The following is a 22,837-nucleotide window of genomic DNA, read 5'->3' as shown; positions in this document are numbered from 1 at the left end:
CACGACGGGAGGAACACCAAACGAGTGGCGGTCGAAACAAGGCGATCCCCTCAGAACTCCTCGTCCTGCATCAGGATCTCGGTCAGCATGTCCTCGTACTCGTGGAACGCGTCGGTGGTCCGCGTTGTGGCGTCGCGGGGACGTCCGATGTCGATATCCACGACGTGGTCTACCTCTCCCGGCCTCGCCGAAAGGACGAGAATCTTGTCCGAGAGCCAGACCGCCTCGCCGATGTGGTGCGTGACGAACAGCGTCGTCTTCTGGACGTCCTCGTGGATGTCCAGGAGGAACTTGTTCATCTTCCGGCGAGTCAGTTCGTCGAGCGCGGCGAACGGCTCGTCCATCAGGTAGATTTCGGGATCGAAGACAAATCCGCGCGCCAGCGCGACACGCTGGCGCATCCCTCCGCTGAGTTCGTTCGGAAGCGCCCGCTCGAAGCCTTCGAGACCGACGTGTGCGATCGTCTTTTCGGCCTCTCGGCGGATGTCCGGGTCGCTCGTGTCTTTTCCTTTGATTTCTAACGGGAGCAGAACGTTCTGCATGACCGTTCGCCACGGGAGCAACACGTCCTCCTGAAAGAAGAAGGCGAGCCGTCGGGCTTTCCGAGCCTCGGTCGACGGAACGCCGTCGATGAGAATCTGGCCGCTCGTCTGCGAGACGAGATCGCCGACACACTTCAGCAGCGTCGTCTTGCCACAACCGCTCGGCCCGATGATCGAGACGAACTCGCCGCGTTCGATCGAGAAGTCGATGTCTTTGAGCGCCTGAACCGGTTCGTCCGAGTTCGGGTTGTACACTTTGTTGACGCCGCTAATCTCGATGTGAACGTCTCTCTCGACCGGTGGAGTCTGAGAGCGAGTGTTCATGCTCGGCATTTCAGAGACCACCCTGGTGTCCATGGTCCTGCCAGTAGATGACATAGCGTTCCGCAATCGCGAGGATAGCGAACCAGATCGACCCCATCAGGCTGATGACGATGATTCCACGGAACATCAAGAGGGTGTTGACCTGGTTGTTCGCGATGACGATGAGGAAACCGATGCCCTCGTCGGCGACGAGCCACTCGCCGACGATGGCTCCGATGAGGCTCAGTGCAACACCGATCTTCATCGCCGAGAAGATGTACGGTGCGGCGTTATACAGCTTGACCTTTCGGAATACTTGCCAGCGCGACGCGTCCAGCGACCGCATCAGTTCTTCCGACAGGTGGTCGGTAGAGTTGAAGCCGGCGATGGCGTTGACCAGCATGGGGAAGAAGACGGTGATCGTCGCCGTCGCGAGGATCGGCGTGATGTTCAGGCCCAACCAGAGGATGAGCAAGGGCGCGAGGACGATCACCGGCACCGAGCGGAAGCCGATGAGGTACGGATACAGCGCCGTCCGGAGCACCCGCGACTCGGACATCAAGAGCCCGAGCGTGATGCCGATGAGGTTGCCGACGACCCATCCGAAGAACGCCTCGAAGAACGTAATTCGGATGTGCGGCCACATCGGACCCAGCTGCCCCTGGAAACTCACGACGATCTCGTACGGGGTCGGTAACAGGTAGGTCGGCAATTGGAGCAGGCGCACGACGCCGGTCCACGCCACGATCACGCCGACGAAGAACAGAGCCGGGTAGACGATCTGCTTCCGTCCGACCGAGCCCGGAATCGTCTTCCGCAACTTCGACTGCGTGTCCTGTGGTTCTGCGACAGTCACCGCCGTTACTCCTCCCAGATGAGCTGTCCTTGGTCGTCAGTGACTTCTTCGATGAACCTGTTGTTGACGATCGTCTCCGGGTCGGAGGTGTCGTCGAGTTGGCCCGCATCGGCGAACAGCTGCTGGGCCAGCGCGACGCGGTCAGTGGGGTTCCAGCCGACACCGTTCGTGTCCCACTCGTCGATGTGGCGGTACTCGCGGAACATCTCGACCGCGCGGGACTGGATATCGACCGCATCCACGTCCGTGCCGAATATCTGCTCGCTGATGCCAGCGTCCTCGGTACTCTGGACACAGTCCGCGGCGACGGAGTCTCGCATGTCAGGGTCGATCGAGTCGGCCAGCCCCTTCGCGTGAGCCCGGACGAACTCTCGAACGACCTCGGGCTTGTTCTCGATCATGCTGGTGGTCGTAATCGCGGCGTTGCCGGGAACTTCGAGGTAGTCCTTCATGGGGATGTACCCGAAGTTCGCCTCCTCTTTGAGCTCGAGGATGATCCCGTCCGCGTTGGTCGGGAACTTCGTCATCGCGTCGACCTTCCCGGTGAGCAGATTGCGCACGTCGTATCCGACGAACGTCTCGTTTATCTGGTCGCGTTCGGCGTCGGACAGTTCGCTCGAGAGGATCTCGTTGTTGAACGTCGTGATGTCCGGGTCGTTCTGCAGTCCGAGCGTGCTCCCCACGAAATCTGCGGGGCTCTCGAAGCTGTGTTCGTCCGCGTCGTAGGTGTACGCTTGGACGGTGCTGCCCTGAGTCGTCACGATCGACTGAACCGGAACGCCCTGTGCTCTGCCAGCGATCGAATCGAGGTGCGACGCGATGACAAAGTCGTAGTCGTCACTCGTCACGACCTGAAGCGGGTTCAGTTCGAGCGAGTAGTCGAGGGTGACGTCGGAGAAGCCGACGGCTTCGAAGTAGTTCTGGTACTTCGCCCTGACGACGCCGGAGTACGACGCGTCCGGGTAGTACGTCGTCAGGATGGAGATGGACTCCCCGGAAACTCCACTGTCGCTACTCGTCGTCGGTTCGGTCGTCCCGCCACTACTGTCGGTGCTGCTGTCGGTGCTACTGCTTCCACCACTGCTCCCACCGCTGCCTTCACTACTGTCGTTACTCCCGCTAGTACCAGCGCATCCAGCGAGCCCGGCGATGCCGATAGACGTCAAACTAGCGGATTTCAAGAACTTCCGCCTGTGTATCGATGACATACAACGAGTTGATGTATTACGTCCACACATAACCGTTTCTGTTCGTATAATTGTTTTATTGTTCATTTTTTACTCAGTTGTTTGATGCGTCAAAAAGTTAAATTCGATAAACTAATACTCGTATATGAGTTCGATTGAGTATCTACATGGTGTCTTAGATAACGCTCGTTCATTTACTCTGTCGGCCAATCGTCCGGACGGATAGCCGCCGAGCTGTTCCTACGGGGAGTACCTGTGACGGGGAGAGACGACCCGTCTCGGACCGAGGAGAGAACAAGTGAGACAAACACTGAGACGCCCTTATTCCACAATGATTTCGAACAGTAGGCCGTATTTTATCCGGGTTTGGTTTCTGTCACGGCAGAAATTTACACTAGCCGGACAGATTGAGAGCCGTTCAGATGGCGAGTACACGCATCGACAACCTCGGAAGCATCGTGACGGGAGACCTCGAATCACCGGTTTCGAGCGCCGAATCGGTATACATCGAAGACGGCCGCATCGTGGAGATAGAGTCGACGACGACGACCGCCGAGACGGTCATCGACGCGAACGGACTGACGTTGACACCGGGGTTCGTCGACGCACACACGCATCCGCTGCTCGGTGGGTTCACGCCAAGACAGAACGCCCTCGGGTGGTGTGAGAACTACCTCCACGGTGGGGTGACGTCGATGGTCTCGGCGGGCGAGTGTCACGTGCCGGGTCGACCGACTGACGCTGCGGGCCTCAAGGCGCTTGCCGTCCTCGCGAAAGGGTCGTACGACAGACACCGCCCCGGCGGAGTGAAGGTCAACGCCGGAACGCTGCTGCTGAGCGACGACATGACGGAAGCGGATATCGAAGACGCACATCTGGCGAGCATCGAGCGGATGAAGATCCTGTTTGCCCTCGAGGACGTCGACCGCGCCAGGAGGCTCGTCCAGTGGGGGCGCGACCGCGGCCTCGTCTCGATGATGCACTGTGGGGGCAGCAGCCTCCCGGGGACGAAGAACATCACCGCAGCGATGTTCGAGCAGATCGAACCGGACATCGCCGCCCACTTCAACGGCGGCCCCACGCCGCTCCCCGACGACGGCATCGACCAACTCGTCGAGGAGACCGAGATGGTACTGGAGTTGATCATCGGTGGGAATCAAGCGGTCGCCGTCGATGTCCTGCGGCGGACTCGCGACCGCGGCGAACTGTCCCGACTCCAGATCGGGACTGACACGCCGACGGGGACGGGGGTGATCCCGTGCGGGATGCTGCTCGAGATGTCGATTCTCGCGGGGTTGACCACCGTTTCGGCGCCGGAAATCGTGGCGCTCGCCACGGGGAACGTCGCACGGCATCACCGCCTCGACACCGGACTCGTCGAAACGGGGCGACCCGCGGACCTCTGTCTCCTCGGCGCGCCGATGGGGAGTCAGGCGTCGGACGCGATGGGAGCGCTCGAGCACGGCGAGTACGCCGCCGTCGACAAGGTGCTCGTCGACGGGGAGGTGCTCGTCGACCGGAGTCGAAACACCCCACCGGCGAAACGGTCTGCCGTCGTTCACTGAGGCCGGTGGCAGTCGGGGTCGTCGGCTCGTTCAGGTGCCGACGACGAGCGGGGCGGTGCGGCGCCGGAGCGATGCGATCGTAGAGAGGGCCGCGATGTAGCTCGTCCTCGGGTTGGCAGGGTGTGGGTGCGTGTGAAACGCGAACGCCATCGACCCTGCTCCGCCGCGCGCTTCGATACGGTGGACGTTGTCCGTTTCGTCGGGGTCTGCGAAGATCTTCACGACGGTGTCGTCCGCACCGAGCCCCGCGAGGCTCAGCGCCATCGCCACGTTGATGTTCGCCGGAAACGCGGGAGCGGCCTCTCGAGCGGACCCCTCGAAGACGAGTCGCTTCTCCTCGATAGCCGCCAGGTCGACGTCGTGTTCCTCGATGTAGGGTGCGCCGGCGAGACCGGCGGGAGGTTTGATAGTGACGAAGACGACCTCGTCGAGTTGGCCGTGAACGGCGGCGCCCTTGATGGCGTCGACCCCGGCGAGCGCACCCGAGGGGACCTCGAATCGCGCACCCGACGCGACGGCCGTCCGAACGATGGCCTCGTGGAGGTCGGCGTCGGCCAGTGCACCGACGCTCAGGGCCAGCAGGTCCGTCCCGGTCTCGAGGAGCGGGACGGCGTACCGCTCCACTGCGCTGTGGCCCGCACACTCGACCACGACGTCACACGTGTCGGCCAGGGCCAGCGGGTCGTCGTAGCGGGCAGTCTCGTCGACGCCGTCAGTCGACCGGAGCGCGTCGTCGACTCGGTCGGGGTTGCGGTCGTACACCCCCCGAGCGTCGAATCCGGTATCGACCCGTCCGCGACCGCAGCCAGCACTTCACGCCCGATCGTCCCACACCCGAGGATTCCAACGACGAGACCCATTATCGAGTGAATGAACAGTATTCGGTGAAATCGCTTGCTATTTCATCTCCTCGACGCGACCTCGGTCAACACGAACAGTTTTCAGTTCCGCTCGAAGACAGACAGCGATGACTCGAGAACGACTCTCCTTCGCCTGTGACCTGAACCTGCTGACCTGGCCCGTGTACGAGGGACTGGTCGAACCCGACGGGATCGATCTGAACTTCATCGCACCGAACGACGTCGTTTCGATCTTCAAGCGGATGATTCGCCACCAGGAGTTCGAGTGTTCGGAGATGTCCATGTCGTCGTACCTGATGGCGTGTGACCGAGACGCCCCGCAGTTCACGGCGATTCCCGTCTTCCCATCGCGCGTCTTTCGACACGGGTTCATCTTCGTCAACGCCGACAGCGACATCACGGAACCGGCAGACCTCCACGGTGCCGCCGTCGGGGTTCCGAGTTACACGATGACGGCAGCGCTCTGGGCACGCGGGATTCTGCAGCACGAGTACGACGTTCATCCCGGTGACGTGACGTGGTATCAGGCGAGTCCGCAGGGAACCGCAGCGGACGACCCGCTCGCCTTCGACTACCCCGAGGGGGTCACCGTCGACCAGATACCGGACGGACAGACGCTCTCGAGCTTGCTCGCCGAGGGCCACCTGGACGCGCTCGTATCCCCGAAGGTCCCGGAGTCGTACGACGGTGAACACGTACGTCGCCTCTTCCCGGACTATCGAGACGTCGAGGCGGAGTACTACGACCGGACGGGTCACTTCCCGATTATGCACACCATCGTCGTCCGTGACGACGTCCTCGCCGAGAACCCCTGGATCGCCAGTGAACTGACGGCCCTCTTCGACCGCGCGAAGGACGTGGTGTTCGAGGAACTGCGGGAAACGAGCCAGCGCCGACTCTCGATTCCCTGGGTCTACCACGCGCTGGAGGACGCCGAGGCACGGATGGGTGAAGACTTCTGGCCGTACGGCGTCGCGGAGAACGAGAACACTCTCGAGACGATGGCTACCTTCGCCTACGAGCAGGGGTTCACCTCGGAGACAGTCTCGGTCGACGACCTCTTCGCGCCGAACTGTTACTGACGCCCGAATCGCCGCGTGCGGCGCTTCGAATACCCGTCCCGGGTGACACGAAATCGTAATTCTGACGTGTTCCAAAGCTATTTATCAAGTACCGCAGATTCTGTGGCATGACAGAGATTATCGACTGTTTTGGTCACATTATGCCGCAGTCAGTGTACGAAAAATTGAAAGAAATTCACCCGACGGAGGCGATCGCGGCCCACGACGAACCCTACTTCTACGACGTCGACCAGCGGCTGGCGGATATGGACGAATTCGGGATCGACAAGCAGGTACTGACGCTCGCGTCGCCGCCCTCGTGGCTCGGAGCGGACCCCGAAGCGGCGCTCCCAGTAGTCAGGCACGCGAACGAGGAGATCCGCCGAATCGCCGACGAGCACCCAGACCGATTCATTCCGGTCGGGACGCTTCCGTTCCTGTCGGGTGAATATCTGGACGAGTTCGAGCGGTGTATCGACGGCCTCGACATGGCGGGAATTCAGATCTTCTCGAACGTCGATGGCGCACCGCTCGACTCCGACGAGTTCGAACCGTTCTACGACGCGGTCGAGTCCAGGGGAGTCCCGCTCTGGATGCATCCACAACTAGCCGACTACGGCGTGACCGGCGATTCGACGTTCTACGCCAAGGTGTTCGGGTGGTTGCTGGACACGAGCGTCGCGCTCTCTCGGCTGGTGTTCAGTGGCGTGATGGACCGACACCCCGACCTCAACCTCATCGCCCATCACATGTGTGCGATGGTCCCTCACTTCTCCGCCCGGATCGAGACGTTCTACGAGGCGCGAGAGTTCTATCCACACACCGACTGGGCGGAGCTTTCAGAGCCGGTCGAATCGTACTTCAAACGCTTCTACGGCGACACGGTACTGAACGGGTCCGTGTCGGCCCTGCACTGCGGGTACGAGTTCTTCGGGGCCGAACACATTCTCTTCGGGTCGGACTATCCGTACGGTCCGGACCACGGTCGGCTTTGGCTAGGCGACACGGAGAGCATTCGTGAGATGGACCTGACCGAAGACGAGTCAGAGAAGATACTCGGTGGGAATCTCCGGTCGCTCATCGCGTAAGGGTCGTCCAGAAAGTCTCACGGACACGCTGCACCCATCGGAGAGACGATAGTCGGTTCCTCGCGTGGGGTCTGTGACGAGCGGTCAGAGGACCGACGACAGCGCCGGAGCGTGTCGACGAACATCGGGCGTCGTCGGCTCTCGTGAACTCGGAGGCTGTGACACGGCTGTCCGCGAAGACGTCTGGTCGGTTCACAGCGTTCTCTCGACGGTCGAGAGCCGACGAACGGGTGGTTGTCTACGAAGTAGATTCGACGAGCTCGGCGTCGAACACGAGGTGTACGTCTACGGGGGCGCGAACCACGCGTTCGCTGGAGCGGGCAGAGCTTCGAGCCCGAGGCGATGCGTGATCGAAGACACTCGCGCTCCTCAAGAGCACAGGTAGGCGAAAGCAGCCCTGAAAGCGCTGGGGGTGACGGTCATCACCGGGATGTCAAATCACGGTAGACGAAAACCGCGAACGGTTCGATGAGCGACGCTCCGGTCGTGCGTTCGACTCTCGTGCGCCGAGTGTCGACGTCATAGACGCTTTCGAACTGTGACTCCGAAGGCACGGAGGACAGCGCTCCGGCAAGTCAGAGATAGTTGTAATTGAATATTCGAAGGATCACAACATCACGTCGTCTCGACGAATAGGGACAAGAACTGAGAACTGAGAGGCTTATTTTGTCGAATGAGGGAAGATATCAGAGATAGTTTTGGTGGTTTATAAACCAGGTATCGGTTCGAAAAATTCCGAGTGAAGCAAGAGAGGGAGGAGCATCGATCTGATCCAAATATTTTAGTGTGATAAAATATTTGATAATTACACATATATGTTTGTAATTGCAGTCGAATTGGGCGAATGTCGGTCGATGAAACGGGGGAACCGCTCGTCGTCTGGAGTAGCCGTCCGACAGACGCTCACCGTTTACCCGATGTCGTGTCCGGTCGCCCCCTCGTACTTGTCGAGTGCGTCCTCGGGGAGGTAGCGACGTTCGAGCGCGGCGATTTCGGGCATGCCGGCGAGTTCGTGGACGCTGTCGAACTCCTCGGCGAACCGCTCTTCGTTTTCGAGCAACACGCCCACGCCCTCGTCGTGGAATCGCGCGACGGTCTCGCGAATCGCGAGGACGGTCGCCGTCATCACGAGCCGGCCGTAGAGCACGACGTCCCACCCCATCGCTTCGAGTTCCCGCGGTTCGAGCCGAGGGGCGGTCCCCGAACAGGGAAAGAGCAACCGGGCGTCGACCTCGCTGCCGACGCGCCGGGCCTCCTCGCGGGTCGCCGGTACCTTGACGAAGACCACGTCCGCGCCGACGTCGGCGAAGGCGTTCGCCCGCTCGATGGCGTCGTCGATCGTCCCGTTCGCCGTCCGCCGGACGTCGGTGCGGGCGATGACGACGAAGTCGGGGTCCCGTTCGTCCCGGACGTCGACGGCGGCTTCGACCTTGCCGACGGCCTCTTCGAGCGGAATCACCTCGACGCCTTTCACGTCGCCGTTGCGCTTCGGGAACGTCTGGTCCTCGATGTGGATTCCGGCGACGCCCGATTTGATGTACTCGCGGACCGTCCGCACGACGTTCGTCGCGTTGCCGTAGCCGTTGTCGGCGTCGGCGATGACGGGGATGTCGACCGCCTCCTGGGTGTGCTTCGCGTGGTCGACCATCTCGGTCATCGTGATGAGGCCCGCGTCGGGGACGCCGGCGCGGGAGACAGCACTCCCAGAGCCGGTGAGTTTGACGGCCTCGTACAGCCCGGTCGACGCGACGACTTTCGCGCTCAACGGGTCGTGGACGTCGGGGGTCACCAGGATGTCGTCCCGTGCCAACCGCGCTCTGAGTGCTCGCCCGTAGTGCATGGTGCCCGCGTCGCAACCGACGGTCGTATAACTGCCGGTGAGCCGTCGTCTCGGGGACGCTCCGCCGTGGAGACGACCTCGAACCCTGGAGGTCGACCCGTTCGACGAGTCGCCAGGCTCGTGTGAACGATTCACGATGTCGAGACGTCTGCGTCGAGAACACTGTTGACAAGCGGACGAAATCGCGGCTCGAATCGGTCACTCGCTCGCTCGTTCGTGGACACGACCTAGTTCTACATTATTCTTCGTGTTCCGTGTGAGTTGTTAACACAATATCTCGTATTCACGTATCGTGAATCGATAAGGGAGTGGGAAACGGAACAGACGCCTCGAATCGGTGATTCTCGACCGGACAGGTCCACGATGTCCGGGCCTGCATGGGGTTTCGATATACGGAACCAGCTGACAGCTAACAGACAGAAAAGACGGACCCGACGAACGGTCCGATGCGGAGCAGAAGTCCCATAACGGTCTCTCGTTGGCTCACAGGCGATGACAAGTCACTCCGGCCGGAGGGAGCGAGAGCGTCCACGATGCCGAAAACAACACGACCTGTACTCAATCTCCCCGCAAACCGAGTGAGAGAGTCGCCGCTCTCGGGTGCGCGACGGCGACGGTGTCAGAACGTCTCGGGCGGTTTCCGCCGAGACGAGACGTTCACCGAAGGTCGTCGAGTGCGTCGATGTACCGGTAGTAGACGGAGCCCCACATGATCGGACGGAGCGTCCGCCCGATGGAGACGCGCTCGACCGTCGGGTCGTCGCCGTCCAGCGTCACAGTCGCGCCGACGGACATCGTTCCCTTCGGGTGGCCGAGCGTCGTCCACTCTGCGTCGGGGTTGCGGACGAACTCGTTGGGAATCGTCCCGGGGAGTCGCACGGCCGCCCCGAGACAGAGTCCGCTCGTCATGGCGTACGCGTGGTGGGGGCTCTGCATGCTGATGACGCGCGCCGTGATGTCGATGTCGCTCTCGTCGACCGTCTTGTCGACCGAGCACTCGTACGACTGCGGTTCGGAGACGAACGCGATGTGCGGGAAGATGGGGTACTCGTACAGCGCGTCCTCGGGCGCGTCGACGAGGCCGAGTTCGACGCACACCTGCCCCCTGATGCGTTCCAGTCGGTCCATGATCGCCGGGTCGCTCTCCAGTTCGGCCGGGAGTTCGGTCCCGTCGAGACCGATGTCCGCCGCGCGGACGAACGCGACGACGTTCGTCACGTCGACGATGGAGACGTCGATGTCGTCGCCGTCGACGGTGATGGTGTCGACGGCGTTGCCGGTGGGCAAGAGCGCGTCGAGGACGCCGCCGGCCGGGTCGATGAAGTGCGAGTCGACCCGCGCGCCCGTCCCGGGGACGCCGTCGATGGCGTAGTCGCCGTAGACGTCCGGTTCGCCGTTCGAAACGGGGACCTCCTGCTCGACGAGCGCGTCGGCGTTCGTGTTGTACAGCCGAACGGTCGTCACCGGTTCGGTCGCCTCGACGAGGTTCTCGAGGACGGCGAAGCCGCCGACGGCCGCCGTGAGGTTCCCGCAGTTGCCGCCCCACTCGATGACAGGGTTCTCGATGCCGACGCCGCCGAACGTGTACTCGATGTCCGCGTCCTCGCGCTCTGACCGCGAGACCATCATGATCTTGCTCGTGTGCGAGTGCGACCCGCCGATACCGTCGACCTGCAGCGGGTCGGGCGAGCCGTACAGTTCGAAGAGCAGGTCGTCGAACGACTCGTCGTCGGGGCTGAGCGGCAGGTCGGACTTCCGGACGAACAGTCCCTTGCTGGTCCCGCCGCGCATCAACAGTCCGTCGACTCGGCCTTGAAGCTCGCTGTCCCGAGGGGTTTCCATGTCGACCGGCAGTTCCCGAACAACCCAGATAAATCTATGCGATTGTTTCAGATCGACTCCGCCTGGACACATGCCGACACCGGTGCCGGCGGCGATGACTTCGAACACTCCTCACGCGGCACCGGGGAGGTGACCGCCGCCGCGTTTATACGCGAGCCACGCCCAACGCTCGGACATGAAATCGACGACCCGATTCCGGCAGTTGATCGAGAGACCCGAGGTCCTCCCCGCGCTGGGTGGCTACGACGCCCTGTCGGCGACGGTGGCCGAACAGGCCGGCGGCGAAGTCGTCTACATGAGCGGCTCCTCGGTGTCGACGTCCGTCCACGGCGGCCCGGACGTCGGACTGACGACGATGACCGAGATGGTCGAGCGGGCGCGCTCGATGGTCGAAGCCGTCGACGTCCCGGTGTTCTGTGACGCCGACACGGGGTACGGCAACCCCCTCAACGTCGCCCGGACGGTCGAGTCGTACGAGCGCGCGGGCGTCGCCGGGGTCCACATCGAGGACCAGACGTTCCCCAAGCGGTGCGGCCACTTCGAGGGGACGGACGTCGTTCCGGTCGAGGAGATGGAGCAGAAACTCCGCGCTGCGACCGACGCCCGAACCGACGACGACTTCGTCGTCATCGCCCGCACCGACGCCCGAGCGACGGCCGGTCTCGACGCCGCCATCGAGCGGGGGTACGCGTACGCCGACGCGGGTGCGGACGTCCTGTTCGTCGAGGCGCTCCGCTCGGAGGCGGAACTCCGGCGCGTGGCGGAGACGGTCGGCGGCGAGGTGCCGCTCCTCGCGAACATGACCGAGGGCGGGAAGACGCCGCTGTACGCCGCCGAGGAGTTCGAGGCGTTCGGGTACGACGTCGTCCTCTACCCGGCGACCGGGTTCAAGGCCGCCGCGAAGGCGCTGCAGGACGTCTACCGTGAGATTCTGACGACGGGAACGCAGGAGGGAGTGATGGACCGACTGCTCTCGTGGAGCGAGAGAAACGAACTCACCGGACTCGACGCCGTGACCGAGCGCGAACAGCGGTACGCGACCGACGACTCGGACGCGGCCTGAGGACACGGCCGGGAAGCTTCTCGGGAGCGGGTCGGAGAGCCCGGGAACTCACTCGCGCGGCCGGTCGAACTCCGGCGCTCGGCCCTCGCCGAAGGCCCGGACCGCCTCGCGGTGTTCGGGGTCAGTCACGCACTCGTACTGTCGCGTGTGGGCCTCCTGGGCGTACTCGGCGAACGACTGGCCGACGTCGACGAGCGCCTTCGTGTTTTTGACGGCTGTCGCCGGCTTGTCGCGGATTTCGTTCGCCAGCGAGCGCGCCGCGTCCATGAGGTCCGCGTCGGAGACCACGTCGACGACGAGTCCGATGTCCGCGGCGTCGGCCGGTTCGATGTCCCGTCCCGTCAGGAGGTACTCCTTGGCCTTGGCTTCGCCGACCAGACGCGGGAGCGTCCAGCCGCCGCCGTCGGCCGGGGCGAGCCCGACGTTGACGAACTGCGTGCGGAAGAACGCGCTCTCGGCCACGACCCGCAGGTCACAGGCGAGCGCGAAGTCACAGCCCGCCCCGACCGCGGGACCGTTGACCGCGGCGATGGTCGGCTTCGACCCGAAGTAGAGGAGCCGGTTGACGTGCTGGACCTTCCAGAGGTGCGCCCCGTAGGTGAAGGCGTTCTTCCGGTCCTCGCGGCCGTCCATCCCCGAGACGTCCGCCCCGCTGCAGAACCCCTTCCCCCGCCCCGTGAGGACGATGACGTACACGTCGTCGTCCGCGAGGGCGTCGAGGAGGCACTCGTTGAGTTCGACCAGCATCTCCGGGTGGAACGCGTTGTACACGTCGGGTCGGTCGAGGACGACCTCTGCGCGCCCGGCCGTGACGGTGTACTCGATATGCTCGTACGCCATGGTCTCCCCTCTTGGCACACCGATAAATAGCTTCGTCGTCAGAAGCGGTCAGAAGTCGTCAGGAGCCTCGAAGCTGAGCGAGTTCCTCGGGGGTGTAGCCGGCAATCTCCGCGAGCACCTCCTCGGTGTGCTCGCCCAGCAGGGGTGCCTGCGTCACCTCGGGGTCGTCGACGCCCGCGAACTTGATCGGCATCCCCGGGACGGGGACCGTCTCGCGTCCCTCCCCCTGGTTCGGGAGGTCGTTCACCATGCCCCGCTCGCGGAGGTGTGCGTCCTCGATGACCTCCTCGACCGTCTGCACCGGCGCGCAGGGAACGCCCGCGTCGAGCAGGACGTCCACGGCGTCGTCCTTGGCCTGGCCGTCGAGCCACGCCTCGACGAGCGCGTCTATCTCGTCGAGTCGCGCCGCGCGAGCGGCCTTCGAGTCGTAGCCCTCGACGCCGACGAGGTCCGTGCGGTCCATGAGCGTCGCCAGCGCCTCCCAGTGGCGCTCGGAGACGCACATGATGGCGACGTAGCCGTCGTCGGCGTCGTAGACGTTGTACGGCGCGATGGAGAGCCCGGAGTGTTTGTTTCCGGTCCGCGGCGGGGTGTCCTTGCGGGCGACCCACGAGGAGACGGGCGAGGCGAGCGTCGGGTACATGCAGTCGTACATCCCGACCTCGACGTAGTCGCCCTCCCCACTTTGCTCGCGTCGGAAGAGAGCGCTCACGATGCCGAGCGCGAGGTGGACCGCGCCGATGAAGTCACAGATTGCCGGCCCGGCCTTGACGGGCGTCTGGTCCGGATAGCCGGTCGTGTGGATGACGCCGCTCATCGCCTGAATCGTCAGGTCCATCGCGGGATACTCGGCGTATGGGCCGTGGTCTCCGTAACCCGACCCGTGGGCGTAGACCAGTTCCGGGTTCACCTCCCGGAGGACGTCGTATCCCAGGCCCAGTTCGGCCATCTTGCCGGTCGCGAAGTTCTCCAAGAGGACGTCACACTCCGCGACGAGGTCTTTCAACGCTCGTTTCCCCCGTTCGGATTTGAGGTCGAGCGTGATGCCGCGCTTGTTCGCGTTGAGGTACTGCACCTGTGGCGGTTTGCCGTCCTCGCTCCGGCTCCGGACGTTCTCACCCCACGGCGGTTCGACCTTGACGACGTCGGCACCGAGATACGAGAGCAAGAGCCCGCTGTACCCGCCCTGGTAGATCTGTCCGAGGTCGAGAACGCTGATACCCGACAGCGGCTGTGACATGTCGATACGTACAGACAGGGGCGATAAGTAGCTGCCGCCGTCGCTTCTCCTCAGTCCAGCCCGTGCTTCTTCAGGTCGCGCGCGATCATGTTCCGCTGGACCTCGACCGTGCCGCCGGCGATGCGCCAGCCGCGCACCCACCGGTAGAGGTACTCCAGCGGACTCGACTTCGAGTAGCCGGTCGCGCCGTGAATCTGCAACGCCTCGTCGACGGCGAACCCTCCGGCCTCGTTGCCCATCACCTTCGCCATCGACGTCTCCAGCCGGGAGGGCGCGCTGTCGACGGCGTTGGCGGCCGCCCGGTAGATGAGCAGTCGGGCCGCGTCGAGCTTCATCGCCATGTCCGCGAACTTCCACTCGACGCCCTGGAAGTCGGCGATGGGCTGGTCGAACTGTTTTCTATTCCGGGCGTGGTCCAGCGCCTTGTCGAAGGCGTTCAGGCCGCAACCGACCGACATCATCGCGTTGTGACACCGTTCGACGTTGAACTCGACGAGCAACTGCTTGAACGACTCGCCACCGCCGTAGACGAGGACGTTCTCCTCGGGGACCTCACAGCCCTCCATGCGGAGTTCGTGCTGGGTGTGCCCGGCCATGTTCTCGTCGCCGCGTCCGAGCGAGAAGCCCGGGGCGTCCTTGTCGACGAGGACCGCGCCGACGTTCCCGTCGTCGAACCGCGCGTAGACGAGGAACGCGTCGGCGACGTCGGCCTTGGTGATCCACAGCTTCGAGCCGTCGATGACGACCGTGTCGCCGTCGACGGTCGCGTTCGTCTCCATCGCCCCGGCGTCGGACCCGGCTTCGGCCTCCGAGATGGCCACGGACATGACCAGGTCGCCGCTGCAGACCCGCGGGAGGTACCGCTCCTTCAGGTAGTCGCTCCCGAGCGCGGCGATGACCCGCGGCGGCCCCATCGACGCCCGCGAGAGGACGTGCGCGGTGTCTGGGCAGACCCGACAGACCGCCTCCTGGGCGAGGAGGACCTCTACCACGGAGTAGCCGCCGCCGCCGTACGCCTCGGGGAGCGCGATGCCGAGCAGGCCCTGTTCGGCGAGGGTGTCTCTGTTCGCCGCGGGGAACTCGTGCTCCCAGGTGAACGCGTCGTCGGCGAACTCCTCGTCGGCCAGTTGCGCGGCCAGTTGCTGTATCATCCGCTGTTCGTCCGTGAGCTGAAACTGCATACCCTGCCCACGGCGGGCAACCGATATAACTCCCCCTCCTCGTCCCGCGGGCAGTGGTGTCGTCCTCGACGGACGACTCGTCAGACGACCAGCGCGTCGAGGAGCGGGTCGACCGTATCGAGGTCGGGGAGGTCCGCGGAGAGCGCCATCACGCGCTCCATCTGTTCGTCGGCGAGGAGACCGTCACAGAGCGCCCGGAACTTGCCGTCGAGTTGCTCGTCGCTCATGGGGCGCTCCGCGTGACCGAGCGGCGCGTCGACCCGCGACCGGTACTCGGTCCCGTCGACGGTGATGGTCGTCACCGAGGGGATGTGTCGGGGGTGGTCCCGGCGGTACTCGGTCAGGTCCGGGTCTTCGGAGACGGTGATCTTCTCCATCACCGCGTGGACGTCGGGGCCGCGGAGGCGGTCCGGTTCGAACTGTCGAGGCGTCACCTCGCCGTCGACGATGCCGACGGCAACGCTGTAGGGGATGCTGTGGTCCGCCGTCTCGCGGGTCTGGTCCGTCCCCCACTTCTCCGGGGTGGCGAGCGCCTTCGCCGCCGTCTCGAAGATGTCGACGTGTATCGCGTCGATGTCGTCGGGCGCGATGTCGTGCTCGTCGACGAGTTCGAGCGCCCCCGTCAGCGGCGAGTGGATGTAGTAGCCGGTGGCGAAGTACTTGATGCCGGTTTCGAGGATGCGGTACTCGTCGCCGGTGGGCCGTTCGCTGAAGTCGAGGTCGTTGTCGGAGACGACCGCCTGAAAGCCGTAGTCGCCCTCGAACACCTCGGTCGGGCCGGTGATGCCGGCCCGGGCCATCTGACAGGCCTGGATGGCGTTGTGCGTGACGTACGGGTGGGCGAGCCCCTTCCACATCGAGACGTCGCCACGGCGGGTGATGTACAGCGGGGCGTTCGACGCGCCCGCGATACCGAACGCGTCGACGAGTTCGTCGCGCGACAGCCCCATCAGTTTCCCGACCGCGGCCGCGCTCGAATAGGGTCCCCACGCGGCGTAGTCGAACCCACGCTCGCGGACGGTCGCCTGGTCGAGCCCCGAGCACTCGACCTCGTACGCGACGACGATGGCTTCGGCGAGGTCACGCCCGGTCGCCCCCTCGCTCTGAGCGACCGACAGGAGCGGCATGATGTGGTCGCTCGGGTGACACGCCCCGCCGGTGGCCATGTAGCAGTCGTTGTAGTCGAGATACCGGGCCATCGTCCCGTTGATCAGTCCCGCGGTCTCGACGGGGACGTCGACGTCCGTGCCGACGACGGTTGCGCCTGCCGTCCCGCGGTGGTCGCCGTACTCCGCGCGGAGCGCCTTCGACGGGGGGCTGGTGAACGCGCCGATGCTACAGCCGACCGTGTCGAGCAGCAGGTCGCTGGTGATGTCGAGTACCGCCTCGTCGAAGTCGTCGAACGAGACTCGGTCGACGTGCGCCGCCAGTTCGTGGCTGAGTGAACTCATATGGTCGAATCCGTGGCGGGACGACGACGGCACACGCCTAATAGGTTCGGTCGAGTCGACGGGGACAACTCACAGTCGGGTCCGCGGCGGACTGAACACTTTTGTGGTCGCCGCGTGACTCCCTGACAATGGGCGTGAACGAGACAGCCTCATCGGAGACCGTCGTACTGGACCCCCGGGGACGGGTGAACGTCACCCGCGACCGGATCGCCGACCGACTCGACACACTGGAGGGGACGACCGTCGGCCTCCTCGACAACTCGAAAGCCAACGCGGACGTGCTGCTCGACGAGATCGGGCGACTCCTCGTCGCGGAGTACGGCGTCGCGACGACCGTCTCCCGGCGCAAGGACAAGAGCCCCATCCCGGCCGACTCGCTCGCGACCCAGTTGCACGACCGCTGTGACGCGGTGGTCAACGCCTACGGCGACTGCGGGTCGTGCACCTCGTGGTGCGTCTACGACAGCGTCGACCTCGAACGCCGGGGGACGCCGACGGCGACGGTCAACAGCGACGAGTTCGTCACCCTCGGGCAGGCCGAGGCCCGGGCGCTCGGCCTGCCGGGTCTCCCGCTCGTCACGGTCCCGCATCCGATGGGCGGCGTTCCCGAAAAAGAGGTGCGCGAGCGGGCGAGAGCGGTCGTCTCGGAGGTCGTCGCGGTGTTGACCCGCGACCACGAAACGCTCGAAGCCGAGTACGAGAACCGATACCTCGACGCCGACGAGGAGGTCGACGCGTCGGGGCTGCGGTGCCCGATCTGAGAATGGAGTTCACCGCAGAGACGCTCGACGTCGTCGAGGGCGACGTCGAGTCCGTCACGGAACACCTGTATCGCAACGGATTCACCGACGGCCTCCCCGTCGTCCCGCCGACGCCGGAACGCGTCGAACGGATGCTCGACGGGAGCCACCGAACCCCCGACGAGGCGCTGGGCGTCATCCCGCCGAGATACGGCGAGGCGACGGTCGAGACGGTCGCCATCAACGCGGTGATGGCCGGCTGTAAACCCTCGTACATGCCCGTCGTCGAGACGGCGGTCGAGGCCCTCACCGAGGAGCCGTTCAATCTCTACGGCGTCAACGCGACCACCCACCCCGTCGCGCCGCTGCTCGTCGTCAACGGGCCGGTCGTCGACGAACTCCACCTGAACTACGGCTACAACGTGTTCGGGCAGGGCTGGCGGGCGAACGCGACCATCGGCCGCGCGATTCGCCTCCTGCTGGTCAACGCGGGCGGCGGGACGCCCGGCGAGATGGACCGCGCGACGCACGGCCACCCGGGCAAGTACAGCTTCTGCATCGCGGAGAACGAGCGGAACTCGCCGTGGGAACCACTACACGTCCGCCGGGGGTTCGACGCCGAGGAGAGCGCGGTGACCGTGATGGGCGTGGAGGCTCCGCACGAGATAAACGACCACGTCCACGGCGACGCGGCGGGGATTCTCGGCGTCGCCGCGGACGTCTTCGCCACCGTCGGCAACAACAACACCCACCACTCGAAGGGCGAAATCGCGCTCGTCCTGGGGCCGGAACACGCCGCCACCGTCGCGGAGGACGGCTGGACGGTCGAGGACGTCCAGTGGTACCTGTACGACCAGGCGCGGAACGCGGTCGACGACCTCCACGCGGCGGGCATCTACGACAACTACACGCTCCACCGGCGGTTCCACCTCGAACGGGACGGGGACGCGCGAATTCCGCTCGTCGAGCGGCCCGAGGACGTCGTCGTTCTGGTCGCCGGCGGCGCGGGCAAGCACTCGATGGCGTTGCACTCGTTCGGGGAGACCCGCTCCGTCACGAAGGCCGTGGAGGGGGCAGTCGAATGAGTTCGATTCCCGAGGGAGCCATCGACGTGCACGTCCACGCCGCACCGTCGCTGTGGGAGCGCAAGCACGACATCGTGGCGTTGCTCGAACGGGTCGAGCAGTCGCCGCTCGGCGGTATCGTCCTGAAGAGCCACTTCGGCAACACCTTCGAGGTCGTCCGACTGGGGCGCGCGGCCGTCCCCGGCGTCGACGTGTACTCCTCGCTCACGCTCAACACGTTCGTCGGCGGGCTCAACCCCTCGGCGGTGGAACTGGCGGTCGAGACCGGCGCGAGCGTCGTCTGGCTCCCGACGTTCAGCGCCGCGCACTTCGAGACCGACCGCCCCTACCCCTTCTCGGGGCAGACGCTGACGGTGACCGACGAGGAGGGCGCACCCAAGCCGGAACTCCTGGAAATCCTCGACGTCCTCGACGACGCCGACCGGCGACTCGTGCTCGGCAACGGCCACGTCAGCCCGCCGGAGACCGACGCCGTCCTCGACGCTATCGAGGAGCGAGGCACCGGCGTCGACTACCTCGTCACCCACCCGGACTCGGCGTTCATGGGCCTCTCCCTCGACGACCAGGTCCGACTGGCCGAACGCGGCGCGTACGTCGAGAAGTGCTACCTCCCGGTCGTCAAGGGGGACACGACGCTCGCCGCGATGGCCGAGGGTATCGCCGACATCGGCGTCGACCGGTGCGTCCTCTCGACCGACCACGGCCAGCCGTCGAACCAGTCGCCGCCGGACGCGTACGCCTCGTTCGTCGACGGGCTGAGAGCACACGGTGTCTCCGCGTCGGCGGTCGAGACGATGGCGAAGACCGTCCCCCGCGAGTTGCTCGGCGAGCCACGCTGAGCCGAGACCGAGATTTTATTCGGCGGTGACGCGTCTGTCGACCAATGACTGGAGACCGTTCTGCGGAGACGACCCGACTCGCCGCGTTCTGCGCGACGCTCACGTACGACAGCCTCGACGAGTCGACGGTCGAAGCGACCAGGAAGGCGTTCGTCGACACGCTCGGAGCGTCGTACGCCGGGTTGTCGACCGACGCGGGGGAAGCGATGCTTCGGTACGTCGACTCGCTCGGCGGCGACGAGGCCACCGTCGTCGGAGGGGGGCGGTCGCTCGCGCACCTCGCGGCGCTCGCGAACGGAACCACGGCGCACGCGCTCGACGTCGACGACGGCCACCGCGGCGCGTCCGCCCACCCCGGGAGTGCCGTCATCCCCGCCGCGCTCGCGCTCGGTGAGAAGCACGGAGCGTCGGGCGAGGAGGTGACGACGGCCATCGTCGCCGGCTACGAGGCGATGGTCCGGACCGCGGTGGCGGTACAGACCTCCCACCGCGAGCGCGGCTTCCACGCGACGGGAACCACGGGATGTATCGGGGCCGGTGCGGCGGCGAGTCGCGTCCTCGGACTCGACGAGACGAAGAGCGCCCACGCGCTGGGACTGGCGGGAACCCAGGCGGGCGGGCTCTTCGAGTTCATGGAGAAGGGGTCGATGTCGAAGCGCTTCCACCCGGGGCGGGCGGCGATGGCCGGCGTGCTGGCCGCCGAACTCGCCGCGGAGGGGTTCGACGGACCGGACACCGTCATCGAGGGCGACGACGGCTTCGCCAGGGCGTTCGCCGACGAGTACGACCTCTCGCCGTTCGACTCCCTCGGGGAGCCGTTCGCGGTCACCGAGAGCTACCTCAAGCCGTACCCCTGCTGTCGGCACATCCACGGCCCGATCCAGGCGACGTTAGAACTCCGAGCCGACGGCCTCGAACCGGGCGACGTCGAGCGCATCGAGGTCCAGACGTACCGCACCGCGTCGTTCCACGACAACACGGCGGTCGAAAACCTCCTCGACGCGCAGATGAGCCTCCCGTACGGCGTGGCAATCGCGCTCGTGACGGGCGAGGCCACGCTCGAACGGTTCGACCCGAAACACGCCGCGCGGAGGGACGTGTCCGCGCTGCTCGCGCGGACGACGGTGAGCGCGACCGACGAGATGGACGCTCGCTACCCCGAGACGCGCCCCGCGCGGGTCGTCGTCGAGACGACCGACGGTCGACGGCTCGAATCGGAGGTGGCGTACCCGAAGGGAGCCGCCGAAGCGCCGCTCTCGGCCGACGAACTCGCGCGAAAGTTCCGCGACCTCACGCGGGAGGCGGTGCCCGAGGGCGAGCGGGACGCGCTCTTCGAGCGGGCGTACGCGCTCGACGAGTACGACACCGTCGAGACGCTCGCCGGAGGGTTGTGAGAAGCGTGGGGGGGTCCGGGGGCAGTGACTAGTCGAGCGTGAGGCCGTCGGGGTGCTGTTCGTAGTGTGCGAGCAGCCCCCCGGCGTCGAAGATGGATCGGATCTCCGCCGGCATCGGTTCGGTCGACAGGGTCTCGCCCGTCGTCAGGTTCGTGAGCGTCTGTCCCCCCAGATCGACGCTGACGGTGTCGCCCTGCGAGACGGCGTCCGTCACGCCGGGACAGGTGACGACCGGAAGCCCGATTGCGATGCCGTTGCGGTAGAAGAGCCGCGCGAACGACTCCGCGACGACGACGCTCACGCCGGCGACCGCCAGCGCCTTCGGGGCCGTCTCCCGACTCGACCCCGACCCGAAGTTCTCGCCGGCGACGACGACGTCTCCGGGCTCGAACCGCGCGGAGAAGTCCGGGTCGATCGGCTCGAAGAGGTGGGTGGCGATCTCCTCGTAGGGGAGGCCGAAGTAGTCGCTCGGCGTGATGTAGTCGGTGTTGACGTCGTCGCCGAACGTGTGGGCGGTCCCCTCGAACGCCATCGTCACACCTCCCTCGGGTCGGTGATCCGACCCGTGATTGCCGTCGCAGCGGCCGTCTCGGGGCTCGAAAGGTAGATCTCCGAGTCGTTGTGTCCCATTCGACCGCGGAAGTTGCGGTTCTGTGCGGCCAGACAGACCTCGCCCTCGCCGAGCACGCCCAGACCGAGACCGGGACAGGCACCGCACGTCGAGTTCGTGACGACCGCGCCGGCGTCGTTGAAGACGCGAATCAGTCCCGCGCGCTCGGCCCGACCGTATATCTCTCTCGACGCCGGCGTCACGATGAACCGCGTCATCGGCGCGACCTCGTGACCGTCGAGAATCGCCGCGGCGGCGGCGAGGTCGTCGAACTTCCCGTTCGTACACGACCCGAGGAACACCTGATCGACCTCGACCGGATCGACCTCGGAGACGGGATGAACGTCCCCGACGTCGTGGGGGACCGCGACCTGCGGTTCGAGGTCCGAGACGTCTACCTCGTAGCGCTCGGCGTAGTCGGCGTCGTCGTCGGCGTTGACTACCTCGAACGGTTCGTCGGTGCGCGCCTCGACGTAGTCGGTGACGACGTCGTCGACGGGGGTGAAGCCGAACTTCGCCCCGAGTTCGATCGACATGTTCGTCAGCGTGATACGGTCGTCGAGCGACAGCGACTCGACCGTCGGTCCCCGGAACTCGATCGCCCGGTACCGGGCGACGTCGGTCCCGAACTCGCCGGCGATGTGCAGGAGGAAGTCCTTCGCGGAGACGAACTCGGGGAAAGAGCCCTCGACGAAGAACTCGACCGTCTCGGGGACGCGGAACCAGCCCTGTCCGGTCGCGAGCGCGTAGGCCATGTCCGTGTCGCCGATGCCCGTGCTGGCCGCGCCGAACGCCCCGTGACTGACCGTGTGCGAGTCCGTCCCGACGATGAGTTCGCCCGGGCGGACGTGGCCCTTCTCGGGGAGGACCTCGTGGCTGATGCCGGTCCCGACGTCGTAGAAGTGCGCGTCCGGGTGGTCGCGGACGAACTGCCTGATTCCCGCCTTCTCGTCGGCGTTACCGACGGTGTGTGACGGCCCGACGTGGTCCAGTACCACGACGAGGCGCGATGCGTCGTGCAGTTCCGAGACGCCCATCTCTTCGAGGAGGTGGACGACGCCCGGCGTGTGGATGTCCTGCGTCATCGCGAGGTCGATTTCGCAGACGACGTGGTCGCCCGGCGACACCTGTTCCGTTCCGGAGGCGTTGGCCAAAAGTGCCTCTGCCATCGTCTGACCCATGACCGAGCCACATCGCGCGGACAGTTAAGCGTTCACGTCGGTGGCGACCGGACGTGGCTCCGGCGGGCG

General features: G+C 65.3%; 20 protein-coding genes. 8 read left to right on the top strand and 12 right to left on the bottom strand.

From position 1 onward, the window contains the following. Window positions 1–50: 50 nt before the first annotated feature. From C2R22_RS03410 to C2R22_RS03400, 3 genes are read right to left on the bottom strand one after another with little or no spacing between them, the layout of a single operon-like run. Entirely contained in the window at window positions 51–866 is an 816-nt protein-coding gene (locus tag C2R22_RS03410) for an ABC transporter ATP-binding protein (protein WP_162562364.1), read from the bottom strand. A gap of 10 nt (window positions 867–876) precedes the next feature. Continuing rightward, a complete protein-coding gene (locus C2R22_RS03405; protein ID WP_103424509.1) occupies window positions 877–1,701 on the bottom strand; it encodes an ABC transporter permease in 825 nt (274 codons plus the stop codon). A gap of 5 nt (window positions 1,702–1,706) precedes the next feature. Then, window positions 1,707–2,909 carry an ABC transporter substrate-binding protein gene (locus tag C2R22_RS03400; RefSeq protein ID WP_162562363.1) on the bottom strand — a complete coding sequence of 401 codons (1,203 nt, stop codon included), beginning with the start codon at window positions 2,907–2,909 and terminating at the stop codon, window positions 1,707–1,709. 401 nt (window positions 2,910–3,310) lie between these two features. On the opposite strand from C2R22_RS03400, the gene C2R22_RS03395 reads away from it, so the two are divergent. Continuing rightward, window positions 3,311–4,453: an amidohydrolase family protein gene (locus C2R22_RS03395; protein WP_103424507.1), complete on the top strand. Its 1,143-nt coding sequence runs from the start codon at window positions 3,311–3,313 to the stop codon at window positions 4,451–4,453. Window positions 4,454–4,483: 30 nt separating this feature from the next. On the opposite strand, the gene C2R22_RS03390 is transcribed toward C2R22_RS03395, so the two are convergent. Then, window positions 4,484–5,215 (bottom strand): aspartate dehydrogenase, encoded by a 732-nt coding sequence (locus C2R22_RS03390; protein WP_103424506.1) that lies wholly within the window; start codon window positions 5,213–5,215, stop codon window positions 4,484–4,486. A gap of 205 nt (window positions 5,216–5,420) precedes the next feature. Here C2R22_RS03390 and C2R22_RS03385 point away from each other — a divergent pair, with 205 nt between their 5' ends. Together C2R22_RS03385 and C2R22_RS03380 are read left to right on the top strand one after the other, a co-directional pair. After that, window positions 5,421–6,395 (top strand): substrate-binding domain-containing protein, encoded by a 975-nt coding sequence (locus C2R22_RS03385; protein WP_103424505.1) that lies wholly within the window; start codon window positions 5,421–5,423, stop codon window positions 6,393–6,395. Window positions 6,396–6,502: 107 nt separating this feature from the next. Continuing rightward, window positions 6,503–7,462, top strand: a complete 960-nt coding sequence (locus C2R22_RS03380; protein WP_103424504.1) for an amidohydrolase family protein — start codon at window positions 6,503–6,505, stop codon at window positions 7,460–7,462. Window positions 7,463–8,372: 910 nt separating this feature from the next. Here C2R22_RS03380 and C2R22_RS03370 read toward each other — a convergent pair. Both C2R22_RS03370 and C2R22_RS03365 read right to left on the bottom strand, forming a co-directional pair. Beyond that, window positions 8,373–9,302 carry an isocitrate lyase/PEP mutase family protein gene (locus tag C2R22_RS03370; RefSeq protein ID WP_103424502.1) on the bottom strand — a complete coding sequence of 310 codons (930 nt, stop codon included), beginning with the start codon at window positions 9,300–9,302 and terminating at the stop codon, window positions 8,373–8,375. Between the two features lie 657 nt (window positions 9,303–9,959). Next, window positions 9,960–11,144: a 2-methylaconitate cis-trans isomerase PrpF family protein gene (locus tag C2R22_RS03365; RefSeq protein ID WP_103424501.1), complete on the bottom strand. Its 1,185-nt coding sequence runs from the start codon at window positions 11,142–11,144 to the stop codon at window positions 9,960–9,962. A 175-nt stretch (window positions 11,145–11,319) separates the two neighbouring features. Here C2R22_RS03365 and C2R22_RS03360 point away from each other — a divergent pair, with 175 nt between their 5' ends. Next, window positions 11,320–12,207 carry an isocitrate lyase/PEP mutase family protein gene (locus C2R22_RS03360; protein WP_103424500.1) on the top strand — a complete coding sequence of 296 codons (888 nt, stop codon included), beginning with the start codon at window positions 11,320–11,322 and terminating at the stop codon, window positions 12,205–12,207. 48 nt (window positions 12,208–12,255) lie between these two features. Here C2R22_RS03360 and C2R22_RS03355 read toward each other — a convergent pair whose 3' ends face one another. The 4 genes from C2R22_RS03355 to C2R22_RS03340 all read right to left on the bottom strand — a co-directional run bounded on the left by C2R22_RS03355 (window position 12,256) and on the right by C2R22_RS03340 (window position 16,919). Then, window positions 12,256–13,047 carry an enoyl-CoA hydratase/isomerase family protein gene (locus C2R22_RS03355; protein ID WP_103424499.1) on the bottom strand — a complete coding sequence of 264 codons (792 nt, stop codon included), beginning with the start codon at window positions 13,045–13,047 and terminating at the stop codon, window positions 12,256–12,258. A gap of 58 nt (window positions 13,048–13,105) precedes the next feature. Then, window positions 13,106–14,287, bottom strand: coding sequence for a CaiB/BaiF CoA transferase family protein (locus C2R22_RS03350; protein WP_173862767.1), 1,182 nt, complete (start codon window positions 14,285–14,287; stop codon window positions 13,106–13,108). Window positions 14,288–14,337: 50 nt separating this feature from the next. Next, on the bottom strand, window positions 14,338–15,468 hold the full coding sequence (locus C2R22_RS03345; protein WP_103424498.1) for an acyl-CoA dehydrogenase family protein: 1,131 nt from the start codon (window positions 15,466–15,468) through the stop codon (window positions 14,338–14,340). Between the two features lie 80 nt (window positions 15,469–15,548). Next, entirely contained in the window at window positions 15,549–16,919 is a 1,371-nt protein-coding gene (locus C2R22_RS03340; protein ID WP_103424497.1) for an MmgE/PrpD family protein, read from the bottom strand. A 128-nt stretch (window positions 16,920–17,047) separates the two neighbouring features. On the opposite strand from C2R22_RS03340, the gene C2R22_RS03335 reads away from it, so the two are divergent. The 4 genes from C2R22_RS03335 to C2R22_RS03320 are packed head-to-tail and all read left to right on the top strand — an operon-like array spanning window position 17,048 to window position 20,977. Then, entirely contained in the window at window positions 17,048–17,680 is a 633-nt protein-coding gene (locus C2R22_RS03335; RefSeq protein WP_103424496.1) for a UGSC family (seleno)protein, read from the top strand. After that, a complete protein-coding gene (locus C2R22_RS03330; protein WP_216824787.1) occupies window positions 17,668–18,744 on the top strand; it encodes a hypothetical protein in 1,077 nt (358 codons plus the stop codon). The genes C2R22_RS03335 and C2R22_RS03330 overlap by 13 nt, the downstream gene beginning before the upstream one ends. Next, a complete protein-coding gene (locus C2R22_RS03325) occupies window positions 18,741–19,583 on the top strand; it encodes a DUF6282 family protein (RefSeq protein WP_103424494.1) in 843 nt (280 codons plus the stop codon). Before C2R22_RS03330 ends, C2R22_RS03325 begins: the two co-directional genes overlap by 4 nt. A 44-nt stretch (window positions 19,584–19,627) precedes the next feature. Then, the gene (locus C2R22_RS03320; RefSeq protein ID WP_103424493.1) at window positions 19,628–20,977 is read left to right on the top strand and encodes an MmgE/PrpD family protein; all 1,350 of its coding nucleotides are present in this window, start codon (window positions 19,628–19,630) and stop codon (window positions 20,975–20,977) included. 28 nt (window positions 20,978–21,005) lie between these two features. Here the strand turns inward: C2R22_RS03320 and C2R22_RS03315 are convergent, their stop codons facing one another. Both C2R22_RS03315 and C2R22_RS03310 read right to left on the bottom strand, forming a co-directional pair. Then, window positions 21,006–21,509: a LeuD/DmdB family oxidoreductase small subunit gene (locus C2R22_RS03315; protein WP_103424492.1), complete on the bottom strand. Its 504-nt coding sequence runs from the start codon at window positions 21,507–21,509 to the stop codon at window positions 21,006–21,008. A gap of 2 nt (window positions 21,510–21,511) precedes the next feature. Further along, entirely contained in the window at window positions 21,512–22,768 is a 1,257-nt protein-coding gene (locus C2R22_RS03310) for a 3-isopropylmalate dehydratase large subunit (protein ID WP_103424491.1), read from the bottom strand. Window positions 22,769–22,837 lie beyond the last annotated feature (69 nt).

The organism is Salinigranum rubrum (genome assembly GCF_002906575.1).
In the GTDB taxonomy this organism is placed as follows: domain Archaea; phylum Halobacteriota; class Halobacteria; order Halobacteriales; family Haloferacaceae; genus Salinigranum; species Salinigranum rubrum.
The sequence above is the reverse complement of the archived record's forward strand: the minus strand, read 5'-3'. Positions and strand labels throughout refer to the sequence as shown.